The sequence below is a fragment of the Paenibacillus litoralis genome, from assembly GCF_046244365.1.
Lineage (GTDB): Bacteria > Bacillota > Bacilli > Paenibacillales > NBRC-103111 > Paenibacillus_V.
The window spans coordinates 1081246-1094492 of the sequence record NZ_CP176395.1; the positions used below are offsets into that span (position 1 = coordinate 1081246).

The window sequence follows — 13247 nt, forward strand, 5'->3', positions numbered from 1 at the left end:
AATCCGGACGTGACCGATAATGAAGCTATCTTAGGAAATAAGGGGGATTCACAATGAAGATGAGTACGCCTCGCAAGTTGATGACGACGGCATTGGCCGGCGCCTTGACCGTCAGTCTCGCGGCATGCGGCGGAGGAAGCGGCACCGATGCCAAAACGGCGAGCGGCGCGAGCCCTGCTGCGGCAACCGGCGGGAAAGAGTCGCCGAAGCAGGAAAACATGACGATCACCTTCCAGAACATTTATCCCGACCCGACGACCCCTAAATATAAAGTCATGAAAAAAATTGTAGACGATTACACGAAGGCGCATCCGAACATCAAAATCGAGCTCGATTCGCTCAACACGGACCAGCAAAAAATCAAGCTCAAAACGCAAGCGGCCTCCAAGGAAGTTCCGGACATTACGATTGTGAATCCGGCTGCGCAAATGAAGCCTTTCGTCGATGCCAACCTGCTCGCCCCGCTCAACGATATGCTTGACCAGAACGGGTTGAAGGGAACGTTCCAGTCCGGCATTCTCGATTACTACAGCTTTAACAATAACGTGTATGCGCTTCCGGACGGGAACAACATTGCAGTCGTGTACTACAACAAGGACCTGTTCGCGCAGGGCGGCGTAGAAGTGCCCAAAACGTTCGAGGAAATGGTCGACGCGGTCAAAAAGCTGAAGGCAAAGGGCATCCAGCCTATGGTGATCGGCGAGAAGGATACGTGGACCGGCTCCTTCCTCTTCATGAACGTGCTGCTGCGGACGAACAGCGGGCCCGGCTTCCTGAAAGACGTCGTCGACAAGAAGAAAACGTTCAACGATCCCGCGTTCGAAGAAGCCGTCAACAAGTTTCAGGATCTCGTTCAGGCGGGCGCGTTCCAGGAAGGGGCGACTTCGTTCGACTATAACGCAGGCGAGAACTTGTTCAAGACGGGCAAAGCCGCCATGTATTTCATGGGCAGCTGGGCGACGGGCGCCATCGACGATTCTTCGGTCAAAGGGAAAGTCGGCGCGTTCAAGTTCCCGACGGTGAGCGGCAAGGGCAACGTAGACCAATATATGCTGGCGCCCGGAAGCGCCTTCGCCATTTCGGCCAACAGCAAGCATTTGAAGGAAACGAAGGACTTCCTGAATTACTTCATGACTAACTATCCGAAGGTATCGTTCGAATTCAAGGATGCCGTCGGCGTCGCGCAAAAGGTGGAGGGCGACTTCAAAGCGGCCGGATATACGCAGCTCGCGATGGATATTCTCGACATGTTCAAAAACGTGAAAGGCGGCGACCTCGCCTTCGACAATACGATGAATCCGGGAACGGCGCAAGCGCATTTGACCAGCATTCAGAACGTGTTCGTGACGAAGGTGGACAGCAAAGCGGTCGCCAAAGAGCATCAGTCGGCCTATGAGGCGAACAACAAGTAGCAGCAGCCGGGTTCGATGCGCGCGGAAGCCGGAGCGGCGCCCGCGCGCATTCCCTTTTTTTGAAGTATGCGGTAAACGCCGGGCGATGAGAGGGCCCGCAGGCGGTTATAAGGAGATGTTATACCGATGAATGTACTCAAAGTACCCGCTCGTACGATCGCCGTTTTCGTGCTGCCCTGTTTGCTGCTATACGTCTGCTTGGTATTCGCGCCGATCCTGGTTTCGTTTTACAGCGGATTACTGGACTGGAACGGCATCGGGACGGCCAAGTTCGTCGGGCTGGATAATTTTGCGACGCTGTTTACGAAGGATGCTTATTTCTGGCCTTCCGTCAAAAGAACGCTTATGTTCGCCGTGTTTTCGATGGCTGAAATTCCTGTAGCGCTATTCATAGCCATGCTGCTCAACCGTTACGTGAAGCGGCCGAATTTTCTCGTTTCGAGCTATTTTATGCCGGTTATCCTATCCGTCGTCATTATCGGCCAGCTGTGGAAAACGATCTATAACCCGGCCTCCCTCGGCGGGATGCTGAATCAGGTGCTCGCCGCCCTCGAATTAAGCTCGTGGACGAAGGCTTGGCTGACCGATCCGGGCGTCGCCATGTACGCGCTCTATTTCGTTGCGCTGTGGCAGTATTTGGGCTATCACGTTCTGATCCAGTTTACGGGCATTCAGAACATTCCCTCGGAAATTTATGAGGCTGCGCGCATCGACGGGGCGGAAGGCTTCAAAGCGGACCGCTATATTACGCTCCCGATGGTGGTGCCGATTTTTAAAATATCGATCGTTCTCGCGTTCATCGGTTCGCTTCAGGCGTTCGACATGATTATGGTCATGACCGGCGGCGGACCGGCACATGCGACGGATGTCATTTCGACGCATATGTACAACATGTCGTTCTTGTCGATGAAGTACGGATACGGCAGCGCGATCGCTTCCTTCCTCGTCGTTATGTGCCTCATCGCGACGGTGATCATCAATGCGGTGTTCCGCCGCCTGGAACAGCGCTTTATGTAACGACGGGAGTTGGCGGGAAGAGGAGTGGATACTGTGGAGCTTTCTGTAGCAAAGCCGCTCGACCGGACCCCGAGAACCGTTTGGTTCTCGCTGAAAAAGGGAATCGTGCTGCTGGGGTTGTCGATCTTGTTCGTTACGCAAATATACCCGCTTTTTTGGCTGCTGACGTACTCGCTGAAGACGAATGAAGAAATATTGAGCGGCAGCTTTTTCGCCCTTCCGAAGTCGCCGCAATGGAGCAATTATGCCGGCGCGTTTCATTCGGGCAATTATTTGCAGCTGCTGTTTAACAGCTTCTTCGTCACTGCGGTGACGATGGCGGCAGTCATCGTGCTCAGCTCGATGGTCGCCTATGCGATCAGCCGGTTCCGGTGGCGCTACGGGCAGGCCGTCATGCTCGTGTTTCTGGTCGGCATGATGATTCCGCTGCAGGCTACGCTTTTGCCGCTGATGGTCATTTTTAAGCATCTGGGCATTTTGAATACGCATTTGTCGCTTATTTTGCCGTATATCGCGTTCTCAACGCCGATCTCCGTGTTCATATTGAGCGGGTTTATGAAGACGCTCCCTCAAGAGATGGAGGAATCGGCCGTGATCGATGGCGCCGGCGTATACCGGACGTTCTGGAGCATCATCCTGCCGATGTCCGTGCCGCCGATCATGACGGTATGCATATTGACGTTTATTTCGATCTGGAACGAGTACATTTTGGCTGCGACGTTCCTTTCCTCCGCCAAGCTCAAAACGCTCCCGTTCGGCGTCTACAGCTTCGTCAGCCAGTATTCGGTCAACTACGGCAACATCGGCGCGTTCCTCGTGATGGGCGCTGCGCCGGTTATTCTGATTTATTTTGCGCTGTCGGAGAAAATTACGAAAGGGATGGCAGCGGGGGCAGTGAAGGGGTAAGATGGAGGGAGAAGGCGGTTGCATGAGAAATGGGTGGCTAATTGAATGCAGGTAAGGCGGCTAAGTTCAATCGAATGCAGGTAAGTTCAATCGAATGCAGGCTATTTCAAGGGCGGGTATCTCCCTCCGGTCACTCTTGTACTCAGGAAATTCGATCCCATTCCGCCCAGCGGATATTTCCCGAGTACAAAGGCGAACGCTTACGCTCCTCCAAGAGACACCCACCCTCCTCATAGCTCACATTCTCAAACACCAACCCCATTCCCAGCCCCCGCCAATAAGGCGGGTAAAAAAGCCCCACGCCCCCAAATCTCAGGGCGTGATAGGAACAATCCGCCGACTTTGGTTTTGCATCGGCCAGAGCAGCTCTGCAGCTGCTTCCTTGCACGTTGTAAACTCCGAACAACGATAATCCCCGCAGCACTGCTGCTAAGACACAGCCTACCGCTCTTCGGGACGCCAGGGTATGCAGGATACAAGAACGCAGAACGCAGAACGCAGAACGCCGAACGCCGAACGCCGAACGCCGAACGCAGAACGCAGAACGCAGAACGCAGAACGCAGAACGCAGAACGCAGAACGCAGAACGCAGAACGCAGAACACCGAACGCCGAACGCCTATCCATTAACTAAGCTGACTAAATGGAAAAGTTCCAGTTCATAGATCTCAAATAGCGTTTCCTAGCAACTAACTGGAATTTGTCCATCTAATTTGAGGTTAGTTTAGCTAACGGCCGTATTTTGATTGAAACAACTGGAGGATTTCCAGTTAACTTGCTACCAGAGGGCCATGTTGGCGATTTTAACTGGAGCTTTTCCATCTAGTTAGATAGCTCATGCAGGAATTTGATCACAAAAGTAAAATGATGGTAATCTGTAAGGCGGTATGTTGAAATGGAGCGGCAGTTACGAGCATCGAACTGGAGCTTCGCGGCATGGTACCGCGATGCGGTTCTCGGCAGGTTGTTGTGCTGGCAGGGGCGACGAACGGGAGCTTCGCGCCACAGCTTCGAAGCGGTTCTCGGCAAGTTGTTGTGCTGGCTGGAACGGCGAACGGGAGCTTCGCGGCACGGCTGCGATGCTGTTCGCGGCAGGTTGTTGCGCTAGAAGGAGCGACGAACGGGAGCTTTGCGGCTTGGTGCCGCGATGCGGTTCTCGGCAGGTTGTGGTGGGGTAGAAGCAGGAGAGTGGCGGACAGCTCCATGGGCAGAAAGTGGTAGGAGGGTGCAGGCGTGGAGCGTGTCCGATTGAGAAGGGTCGATTCCGGTTAAGGGAATCGGCCCTTTGAGGACGAAAGCGGTCTTAGCGGGAAGCTGCATCGAAGACGGCCCCGTTGCGGATACGGAACTATTACGGGGTCCCGGGGCGTCGCGCCTGGGGGTCCTCCCCTTGAGACAAGGGGAGGATTTAGGAGGGGATCGACGGCTTTTAGGAGGGGAAATCGACGGCTTTTAGGAGGGGATAGAAATAAAAATTCACAATCGTCTGTTCCTGCTGTTTTTCACTTTTATGCTGAGTTTGCTGCTTGTTCTTAGCGTGCTCTACTACAAACGGACGACGGACGATTTTCACGATAAAATCGGGCAAATCGCCCAAAAGAACGTATATCAGACGGTGGAACTGTTCGATTTGCTGCTCAAAGGGTATGACAGCTTGACGAAATCGATCACCGGCAACTTCGATCTGAAAAGGCTGCTGGCCGAGCCGCTGCCGAAGGATTCGGCCGTACAAGTCATAAACGAACGCACGATTACGAACCTCCTCGGCTCCGTTTTCTTATCGCGGGAAGATCTGATCGACATTCATGTATTCTCTAATACCGGGAAAATATACAGCTATGAAAATGCGATGAGCACGATCGACCCCGAGTACGCCAGCCGGGATTGGTTCCGGCAAATCAAGCAATCCAGCGGAGAGATGGTTTGGCTCGGCGTCCGCGGCAGCTCGCTGATCGACCCGGTCGGGAAGAGGCCGGTTTTTGCATTTGGCCGGCAGCTATACGACCTCTATGAGCATAAGCCGATCGGGATCGTTCTGATCGAGACGGAGCCTTCCCCGATCTTAACGGCGCTTGCCAATCTGCGGCTGAGTCCGCACAGTGAGGTATATGTGGTGTCGAGCGAGGACCGGATTATGGCATCCACGGTACAGCAGGCGGATACGGTTCCATCGCTGCGAGAACCTCCCCGACCTGCCGGCGAAGGCGATGCGGTCGTCGACGAATCGTCGGACCGTTTCGTGGTGTCGGCTAAGCCGACGATGGCGGACTGGACGATCGTCAGCATGACGCCGGACAAAGATTTGAACGTCGAGCTTAACCGGACGAAACGTTTTCTCGTCATGGTCGTGTCCGTGCTTGTCGTCGTTTCGGCGGTGCTGGCGACCGTTGTGTCGCGCTCCATCTCGAAGCCCCTGAAGCGGCTGATTCAAGAAATGAGGCAGGTCGAGCGAGGCAATTTCCGGGGGATGGTCAATGTGAAGTCGTATCAGGAGATCAACATTCTCGTCGCCTCCTTCAATCAGATGGTGAATCGAATGGATGACTTGATCGAGCGGATCAAGCTATCGTCCATCAGCGAGAAAAACGCCCAGCTCCAGGCGCTGCAGACACAAGTGAATCCGCATTTCCTATATAACACGCTGGATATGATTTATTGGATGCTGGACGAACGGGAGAACGACAGACTGGGGAAAGTGGTCCTTTCCTTATCGCAAATGTTCCGCTACAGCAGCCACTGGGATGAATCGACGGCGGTAACGCTGCGGGAGGAGCTCCTGCAAATCACGCATTATTTAACGATTATCGGCATTCGGCTGGAGGGACGTCTCACGACCGAAATCCAAGTCGATGAACGGTGGCTCGACGCCCGCATTCCCAAAATGACGCTGCAGCCGATTATTGAGAACGCTGTCAAGCACGGACTGGAGCCGCTTGAACGGCATGGAATCCTCCGCGTATATACGACGGCGTCGGAACGCGCGCTGCACATGGTCATAGAAGATAACGGCACGGGCATGGACGCCGAAACGATCCGCGTCTGGGAGAAGTCGCTCGCAGGAACAAGGATGACGGCGAACGGCAACGGAGATTCCGACCCAATAACGAGCATGCGGACGAAGCGGGGCATCGGCCTGATCAATCTGCACCGGCGTATCCAGCTCATGTTCGGAGACGCCTATGGCGTAAGCGTAGCCAGCAAAGCGAACGAAGGCACGACGGTCACCGTTTCGATACCGATCCCGTGACTTTGCGCGACGGATAAATCGGCGTTTCTATCTGTGCAGGATGAGTCGCTTTAGGACTCTAACACTTGGCGAATACTGGCCTGACGGTTATTTGGAAGCTAATGAAGCGCGTTTCCCGCGGAAACGCCGGAGGAGGTACTCGGATGAACATCCTGATCGTCGACGACGAGCAAGTTATTCTTGGCGGAATCAAACGTACGATCGAGCGGGAGTTTCCGGACTGCCGCGTATACAAGGCGGCTTCGCCCGACGAGGCGATCGGGGTGCTGAGGGCGCATCATATCGATATCGTGCTGACCGATATTTTGATGCCGGGCATGACGGGACTCGAGCTGATGAACCTTTTTCGCAAAAGGCTGCCGTTCGTCAAATGGGTCGTCATCTCCGCGCATTCCGAGTTTGCGTACGCGCAGGAGGCGGTTCGCCTCGGGGCGAAGGACTACCTGCTCAAGCCGATCGGCAAGGATCGGCTGAGGGAGCTCATCGAGACGCTCCATGAGGAGCTGAAGCAGGAAACGGAGGTGTCGGCGGAGACCCAGCTGATGCGCGCCAACCAGAAGTATTTGCGCGAAGCCGTTTTCCAGCGCTGGGCGCTTGGGCTCGATATCGGCCGGTTCGATATGAAGTCGTTCATTCAGAGCTACCCTTGCTTTTATTTGGTCATGGTCAATATGGACAGCGACAAGAAGGTGCATTTGGAGCATTTTATGATCGACAATGTGCTGTCGGAGCTGATCGGCATGCACGGCAAGGGCTTCGTCGTCAGCTTCGACCGCCAAAGCCTTTTGGGTCTCGCGGCGCCGGATGCCGAATCGGATTTGACCGCGCTTCTGGATACGCTGAGACAGCATTTGAAAAAGTACTTGAAGGTCCGTTTTCAAGTGATGCACTCGCCGGCTATCGACGATTTCCGTACGGTGCCCGAGCACGTGCAGCGCATTCGGCAGGCATCCGAGACACAGGCTTACGAGCAGTACGAGCGGGGCAGCGATAAGGCAATCGAGGTAGCGCTTCACTATATCAAAACGCATTTTCACGAGGATTTGTCGCTGGAGAAGGTCGCTTCGTTCGTCTTTCTGAACCCGGTCTACTTCAGCCAGCTGTTTAAACAGAAGGTCGGCCAGGGCTATAAGGAATACGTGATTCAGCTCCGTATGGAGCACGCGAAGAAGCTGCTGCAAAATCCGCACATCAAGCTGTCCGATATCGCCGAGCGGATCGGCTACCAGGACATGAGGCATTTTACCCAAGTGTTCCGCAAAAAGTTTATGGTCACGCCGTCCGAATTCCGCCAAAAGGCGGCGCAGGACGAATAAAGCTGCCGGCCCGCCGGCAGCTTTCCTTATTCAATCGAGCCAGCGGACGCGGCTTTCGAGAAGCTCCCGAATGCCGTCTGCGGAAACCGGCCTGCTGAACCGATAGCCCTGCAATTCGTCGCAGGAGAACGATTTGAGCCACCGGCTCTGCTCTTCCGTCTCTACCCCTTCGGCAACGACATGGAGCTGCAGATTGTGAGCCAGCGCGATGATCGTCGAGACGATCGCCCGGTCGCTAGGATTGACGAGCAGCTCGCGGATGAACGATTGGTCGATTTTCAACCGGTCGATCGGGAAGTTTTTGATGTAGCTGAGCGAGCTGTAGCCGGTTCCGAAATCGTCGATGGCGATGCCCACGCCCAGCGACTTAAGCTGCCGAAGAATGGCCAGGGAACGCTCCACGTCCATTGTCATCGTCTCCGTAATTTCCAGCTCCAGCAGCGCCGGGGAATGTCCCGTGTCCTTAAGCGTCTGAGCGATCGTTTCGACCAGGTCGTACTTCAGGAATTGGCGCGTCGACAGGTTGACCGACATACGCAAAGCGGGCAGCCCTTCGGCTTGCCAGACCTTGTTCTGCATGCACGCGGTTCTGAGTACCCACTCGCCGATCGGCACGATCATGCCCGTTTCTTCGGCTAGCGGAATAAATTGCCCGGGGGGAATCATCCCTTTCTCCGCATGCTGCCACCTGACAAGCGCCTCCACGCCGATTAACGCGCCGCTCTGCGCATCGATCTGCGGCTGATACAGCAAGAAAAATTCGTTTCGTTCCAGCGCCTTGCGCAGCTCGGCCTCGAGCAGAACCCTCTCGTAAACTTCGCCGTTCATGGAGGGGGCGTACAGCTTATAGTTGTTTTTGCCGTGCTCTTTGGCGTCGTACATGGCAGTGTCCGCATTCTTCATAAGCGATACGATCGATACCCCGTCCTCGGGATACACCGCGATGCCGATGCTGGTCGTGATGTAGAGCTCGTGCTTGTTCAAATGAAACGGCTTTTCGATCGCGGCGATCATGCGGCCTGCAATGACGCAGGCCTGTCCTTTCGACCGGTTCGGCAGAAGCACCGTAAACTCGTCCCCGCCGCGCCGCGCCACGGTATCGGACTCGCCGAGCAAGCCGCTCAGCCGCTCGGCGACCGCTTGCAGCAGCAAATCGCCGAATGCATGGCCAAGCGAATCGTTGACGATCTTAAACCGGTCCATGTCCAAAAACATGACGGCGACCGTTTCTTCTCGCTGATCGGCCGCCTCGATCGACGCAGCAAGCCGTTCTTCGAACAAACGACGGTTCGGAAGGCCCGTCAGCCCGTCGTGATAAGCCATTTGATTCATTCGCAGCTCCGTTTGCTTACGGTCGGTGATGTCCCGGACGATGACGTAGACGCCGACTTTATGATGCTCGACCTCGATCGGCACGTAGGTCGTATTCACTTCTACGCGATGTCCGGCTTTATTGAGGATCGCGAGATCGGCGTTTTGGGACGTTCCGCCGACCGCATCCATAAACTGGCGGTTGGTGTCCTCCAAATATTCGGGAACGATGAATGCGGACAAATCCGCAGCCGTAAGCTCCTCCAGCGAATAGCCGGTCAATCGCAAGGCGGCCGGATTGCAGTCATGCAGCTTGCCGCTTAAGGAAAAGGCAAAGACCGCGTCCTGGCTATGCTGGAAGAGCGATTCAAAGCGCTGATCGCTTTCCTGCTTTTTTTGGCTGTGGGTGACCCATTTCCGTTCGATAAACGCGCTCAGGATGGCGATGCCAAGCATGAAAATCGTCGCTAGACCGACTGCATAGGCAAGAGGCTCGGCATCCACGAGCAGCATGTCCGTCCTAAAGGCGTGACCGTCGGTGTTGAATGTGGCGGCGAGCATTCCCGTATAATGCATGCCCGTGATTGCGGCTCCCATGAAGAGGCCGCTAAGCGCTTTCTTAAAGAAGCCGGGCAAACCGAATTGGCTGCGCAGCCGGAAGGTAAACCGAAGTGCGATCATGGATACGAGAATCGCGACGATAACCGAAACCACAAGGAAATACGGGTCATAGTGGATATGCGCGTCCATCGTCATGGCGCTCATTCCGGTATAGTGCATGGCGGCTATGCCGAAGCCCATCAGAATACCGCCGGACAAGAAGCTGCGCCATGTAAGCGTGCGCCTGCTTACGATGTAAAGCGCAACCGCCGAAGCCATAACGGCGACAAGGACGGAAGCGGCTACAAGCGGGACGTCGTAGGAAACGGGAACCGAGAGGTTAAGCGCAAGCATAGCGACAAAATGCATCGACCAAATGCCGGTGCCCATCGCAAAGGCGCCGCTCATCAGCCAGGCCGCCCGCGCCCGCCCTTTGGCCTCCGTCACTCTGCCGCCCATATCCAGCGCGGTATACGAAGCGATTGCCGCAATGGCGTAGGAAAGGATGACAAGCGTCATATTATAGGCTTGCGCCAATTCGTTCATGGTGACCACCTTCATGCTGTTCTGGCGGCATACGAACTGCCAGCTAGCAAGTCTCGTTGTACGTCGATTGTATCGCGGATCGTGCGGGAAGGAAATATGTAAAATAGCATAGGTCCGTATGCAACCCGATCTTACCGACGAGGGAAGGTGGTAGTTGGCATTTTCAAACAAGCGGAGACTGCCCCTGCTAAAAGGCAGCGCCAAATACATTTGGCTAGTCTAAACGGAATGAACGGGAGTGCGTTGCGCGAATGCCGCCGGCCCCGCCAACAGGATCGGTACCGACTGAAGCGCCGTTCACTCTCTTGTAATCGGTCGGCTGGACGCAGGCTCCCGATCTGAATCTAAGCAATGGGGACGGACTGCCGGCTAGCCCGTTTCATACATCGGATCTGTGGAATCGATAAGGGGGTTATCGCTCGCGTCCTTGCTTGACCGGCTTCCCGTCAGGTATCATAGCGGAAAGGATAACTTGTTTACAGGGGGCTAGAAAAAATGGCGACGATAGAAGATTTCATGAAGCTCGATATAAGGATAGGTACCATCGTAAAGGCCGAGCCGTTCCCGGAGGCGAGAATACCGGCGATCAAGCTCGAAATCGACTTCGGCGAGCTTGGGATCAAGAGGTCGAGCGCGCAAATTACGGCGAGGTATGTGCCGGAATCGCTCGTCGGACGGCAGGTGGCCGCCGTCGTGAATTTTCCGCCGCGCCGTATAGCGGGTTTTATGTCCGAGGTACTGGTGCTGGGCGGCGTGCCGGGCGAAGGAGACGTCGTTCTGCTTCGTCCGGACGAGGCGGTGGCGAACGGAACGCCGATCGCTTGACGGACAAGCCGGCGCAGCTGGCCGGAGGAAGTCCGGGAAGCCGTTATGCCGAATAAGGAAGGTCAGCCGCGACAGACAATAAAAAGCATCCGGAACCGCTGCAGGCTCCGAATGCTTTTTCGTGTTTACTTGGATACGGGTACTGCGTTGAGATATTCTTCCAGCGTGCTGCCTTTATCGGCGATTTCTTTCGCGATTTTGGTCCCTACGTAGCGGATATGCCAAGGCTCGTACTGGTAGCCGGTGATCGCTTCTTTTCCTTTGGGATAGCGGATGATAAAGCCGTACTCGTGAGCGTGCTTGGCAAGCCAAGCCGCTTCCTTCGTCCCGCCGAAGCAGTCCTGTGCGGCGCATTTGCCATCGCTGCCGCTTACGTCAATGGCCAAGCCCGTTTCGTGCTCGCTCGTGCCCGGGACGGCGCTATAGGTTTTCGCCTTTTCTTCGCCGTCTTTTTTGACGTAGCTGTCAAACAGAGCCTTCTGCGTCGCGTGGGAGCGGTAAGCCGAAACGCCTGCCAGGCTGATGCCGTCCTTGCCGGCGCCCGCGACCAATTTTTCGATGGCTTCCGCGGCTTCTTTGCGCATTTTGCGCTTCTCGTTCTTCTCTTTGAACGTAAAAGGAATATCCGGATAGACGAGATCGTCCGGATTGTATTTGTCGGGCAGCATGTTCTGCTTATTGACAAGCGCCGATATGCTTTCCGGCTGACTGACGACTTGAATCGATCCGTTCTTTCCGGGGGAGGTGCTGGCCTTAGCGCTTGGCGACGCGGACGGAGACGGAGATGCGGAGCCTGCCGTCGGTGTCGGCGAAGCTGTCGCTGCCGGGGAATTCGACGGCGATACGGACGAACTCGCGGATGGAGCGGACGAGCCCGGGGTTGCCGAAGGGGCGGTGCTGTTGTCTTTGCCGCAGGCGCTGAGCAGGCTGACGGATAAGAGAAGCGCCAGAGCGGTAATTGTTCCTTTTTTCATAAGAAGGTCCTCCAGGTTTCTGTCAAATCGTATGGTCATTCATCTTCATATAGGGTGAATCGAAAAGCCTTGCACTCCGCAATTGTAAATCGGTGAAGCACGGCTGTCAAAAGGGAAGGAAAGTAAATAATGGAAGCCATGCATAATCGGCATGCGCAATGGAGATGCCACGAATACATAGACTGCCGCATCCGGCAAAAGGTTTCACCTTCCGGGCAACAATTGCCGGTTCGGGGGATCCGCAGGAAGACTGCTAAGCGGACAGCCTGTACGCGAGATGATCGTTTCCGGGAACTGCCGGATGGCCCAAAAAAGCTGCCCGAATGTAAATTTTAGGGTGGAAACCTGCGGATACATGTGCTACAATTCGACAAACAGGAGATGATCTGATGAGTTCGAAAGTAAGCTTCGCTTCCGTTCACCGCAAGCCGCTCGTCGACGAAGTGGTGCAGCAGCTGCAGAAAAAAATTTCGTCCGGCGATATCGCCCCGGGGGACAAAATTCCGACGGAGCCCGAGCTGATGGAGCAGTTCCATGTCGGACGCTCGACGATCCGCGAAGCGGTGCGCGTGCTCGTTCACGCGGGCCTGCTCGAGAAAAAGCAAGGCTTCGGCACGTTTCTGAGGCCCGGCGCGACGATTCAGGAGCCGCTTGACAATCGGCTTCGGCGGGCGGAGATCATGGAGGTATACGAAGTCCGTCAAATGATGGAGCTGGAAATCGCGAGGCTGGCCGCCGAACGCCGGGACGACGACGATCTCCGCAGAATCAAGGAGCATCTGGACACGCGCAACCAAGCGCTGAAGGATAAAAACCTGCAGGTCTATATCGATGCGGATATCCGCTTTCATATTGCGGTGTCGTTAGCCAGCAAGAATGCGGTCGTGACCGATTTGTACAAATCGTTCTCCGTATTCGTGCAGGAGACGCTGACCAAAATATTTGCGAATCCCGATGGCCACAATCCCCAAACGGAAGCGCACATTAAGCTGTACGAAAGCATTCGCGACCGCGATGCGGCCGGAGCGGTGGCATGGACGTCGCGCTACTTGAAGGGCACGATCGACGAGCTGTTCCACGAATCGAGCTGACCT

General features: G+C 55.3%; 10 protein-coding genes. 8 read left to right on the forward strand and 2 right to left on the reverse strand.

Annotation, left to right across the window (positions count from 1 at the left end):
* Positions 1-59 precede the first annotated feature (59 nt).
* The 6 genes from ACKGJP_RS04575 (at position 60) to ACKGJP_RS04600 (ending at position 7897) form a co-directional block, all read left to right on the forward strand.
* Entirely contained in the window at positions 60-1412 is a 1353-nt protein-coding gene (locus ACKGJP_RS04575) for an extracellular solute-binding protein (protein WP_409347073.1), read from the forward strand.
* A 126-nt stretch (positions 1413-1538) separates the two neighbouring features.
* Positions 1539-2429 (forward strand): carbohydrate ABC transporter permease, encoded by an 891-nt coding sequence (locus tag ACKGJP_RS04580; RefSeq protein WP_409344506.1) that lies wholly within the window; start codon positions 1539-1541, stop codon positions 2427-2429.
* Positions 2430-2519: 90 nt separating this feature from the next.
* Entirely contained in the window at positions 2520-3335 is an 816-nt protein-coding gene (locus ACKGJP_RS04585; RefSeq protein WP_409347074.1) for a carbohydrate ABC transporter permease, read from the forward strand.
* 935 nt (positions 3336-4270) lie between these two features.
* Positions 4271-4555, forward strand: a complete 285-nt coding sequence (locus ACKGJP_RS04590) for a hypothetical protein (protein WP_409344507.1) — start codon at positions 4271-4273, stop codon at positions 4553-4555.
* Positions 4556-4844: 289 nt separating this feature from the next.
* Positions 4845-6581, forward strand: coding sequence for a sensor histidine kinase (locus ACKGJP_RS04595; protein ID WP_409344508.1), 1737 nt, complete (start codon positions 4845-4847; stop codon positions 6579-6581).
* A gap of 143 nt (positions 6582-6724) precedes the next feature.
* Positions 6725-7897, forward strand: coding sequence for a response regulator (locus ACKGJP_RS04600; protein ID WP_409344509.1), 1173 nt, complete (start codon positions 6725-6727; stop codon positions 7895-7897).
* A gap of 30 nt (positions 7898-7927) precedes the next feature.
* On the opposite strand, the gene ACKGJP_RS04605 is transcribed toward ACKGJP_RS04600, so the two are convergent.
* On the reverse strand, positions 7928-10354 hold the full coding sequence (locus tag ACKGJP_RS04605; RefSeq protein ID WP_409344510.1) for an EAL domain-containing protein: 2427 nt from the start codon (positions 10352-10354) through the stop codon (positions 7928-7930).
* A 495-nt stretch (positions 10355-10849) separates the two neighbouring features.
* Here ACKGJP_RS04605 and csaA point away from each other — a divergent pair, with 495 nt between their 5' ends.
* Entirely contained in the window at positions 10850-11179 is a 330-nt protein-coding gene (csaA, locus tag ACKGJP_RS04610; protein WP_409344511.1) for a chaperone CsaA, read from the forward strand.
* A gap of 125 nt (positions 11180-11304) precedes the next feature.
* Here the strand turns inward: csaA and ACKGJP_RS04615 are convergent, their stop codons facing one another.
* Positions 11305-12153, reverse strand: a complete 849-nt coding sequence (locus ACKGJP_RS04615; RefSeq protein ID WP_409344512.1) for a D-alanyl-D-alanine carboxypeptidase family protein — start codon at positions 12151-12153, stop codon at positions 11305-11307.
* 389 nt (positions 12154-12542) lie between these two features.
* Between ACKGJP_RS04615 and ACKGJP_RS04620 the strand changes: the two genes are divergently transcribed.
* A complete protein-coding gene (locus ACKGJP_RS04620; RefSeq protein ID WP_409344513.1) occupies positions 12543-13244 on the forward strand; it encodes a FadR/GntR family transcriptional regulator in 702 nt (233 codons plus the stop codon).
* Positions 13245-13247 lie beyond the last annotated feature (3 nt).

Coding starts and splice junctions, on each gene's coding strand:
- ACKGJP_RS04575 (WP_409347073.1), top strand. CDS start 60: ATGAGTACGCCTCGCAAGTTGATGACGACGGCATTGGCCGGCGCCTTG.
- ACKGJP_RS04580 (WP_409344506.1), top strand. CDS start 1,539: ATGAATGTACTCAAAGTACCCGCTCGTACGATCGCCGTTTTCGTGCTG.
- ACKGJP_RS04590 (WP_409344507.1), top strand. CDS start 4,271: ATGGTACCGCGATGCGGTTCTCGGCAGGTTGTTGTGCTGGCAGGGGCG.
- ACKGJP_RS04595 (WP_409344508.1), top strand. CDS start 4,845: ATGCTGAGTTTGCTGCTTGTTCTTAGCGTGCTCTACTACAAACGGACG.
- ACKGJP_RS04600 (WP_409344509.1), top strand. CDS start 6,725: ATGAACATCCTGATCGTCGACGACGAGCAAGTTATTCTTGGCGGAATC.
- ACKGJP_RS04605 (WP_409344510.1), bottom strand. CDS start 10,354: ATGAACGAATTGGCGCAAGCCTATAATATGACGCTTGTCATCCTTTCC.
- csaA (WP_409344511.1), top strand. CDS start 10,850: ATGGCGACGATAGAAGATTTCATGAAGCTCGATATAAGGATAGGTACC.
- ACKGJP_RS04615 (WP_409344512.1), bottom strand. CDS start 12,153: ATGAAAAAAGGAACAATTACCGCTCTGGCGCTTCTCTTATCCGTCAGC.
- ACKGJP_RS04620 (WP_409344513.1), top strand. CDS start 12,543: ATGAGTTCGAAAGTAAGCTTCGCTTCCGTTCACCGCAAGCCGCTCGTC.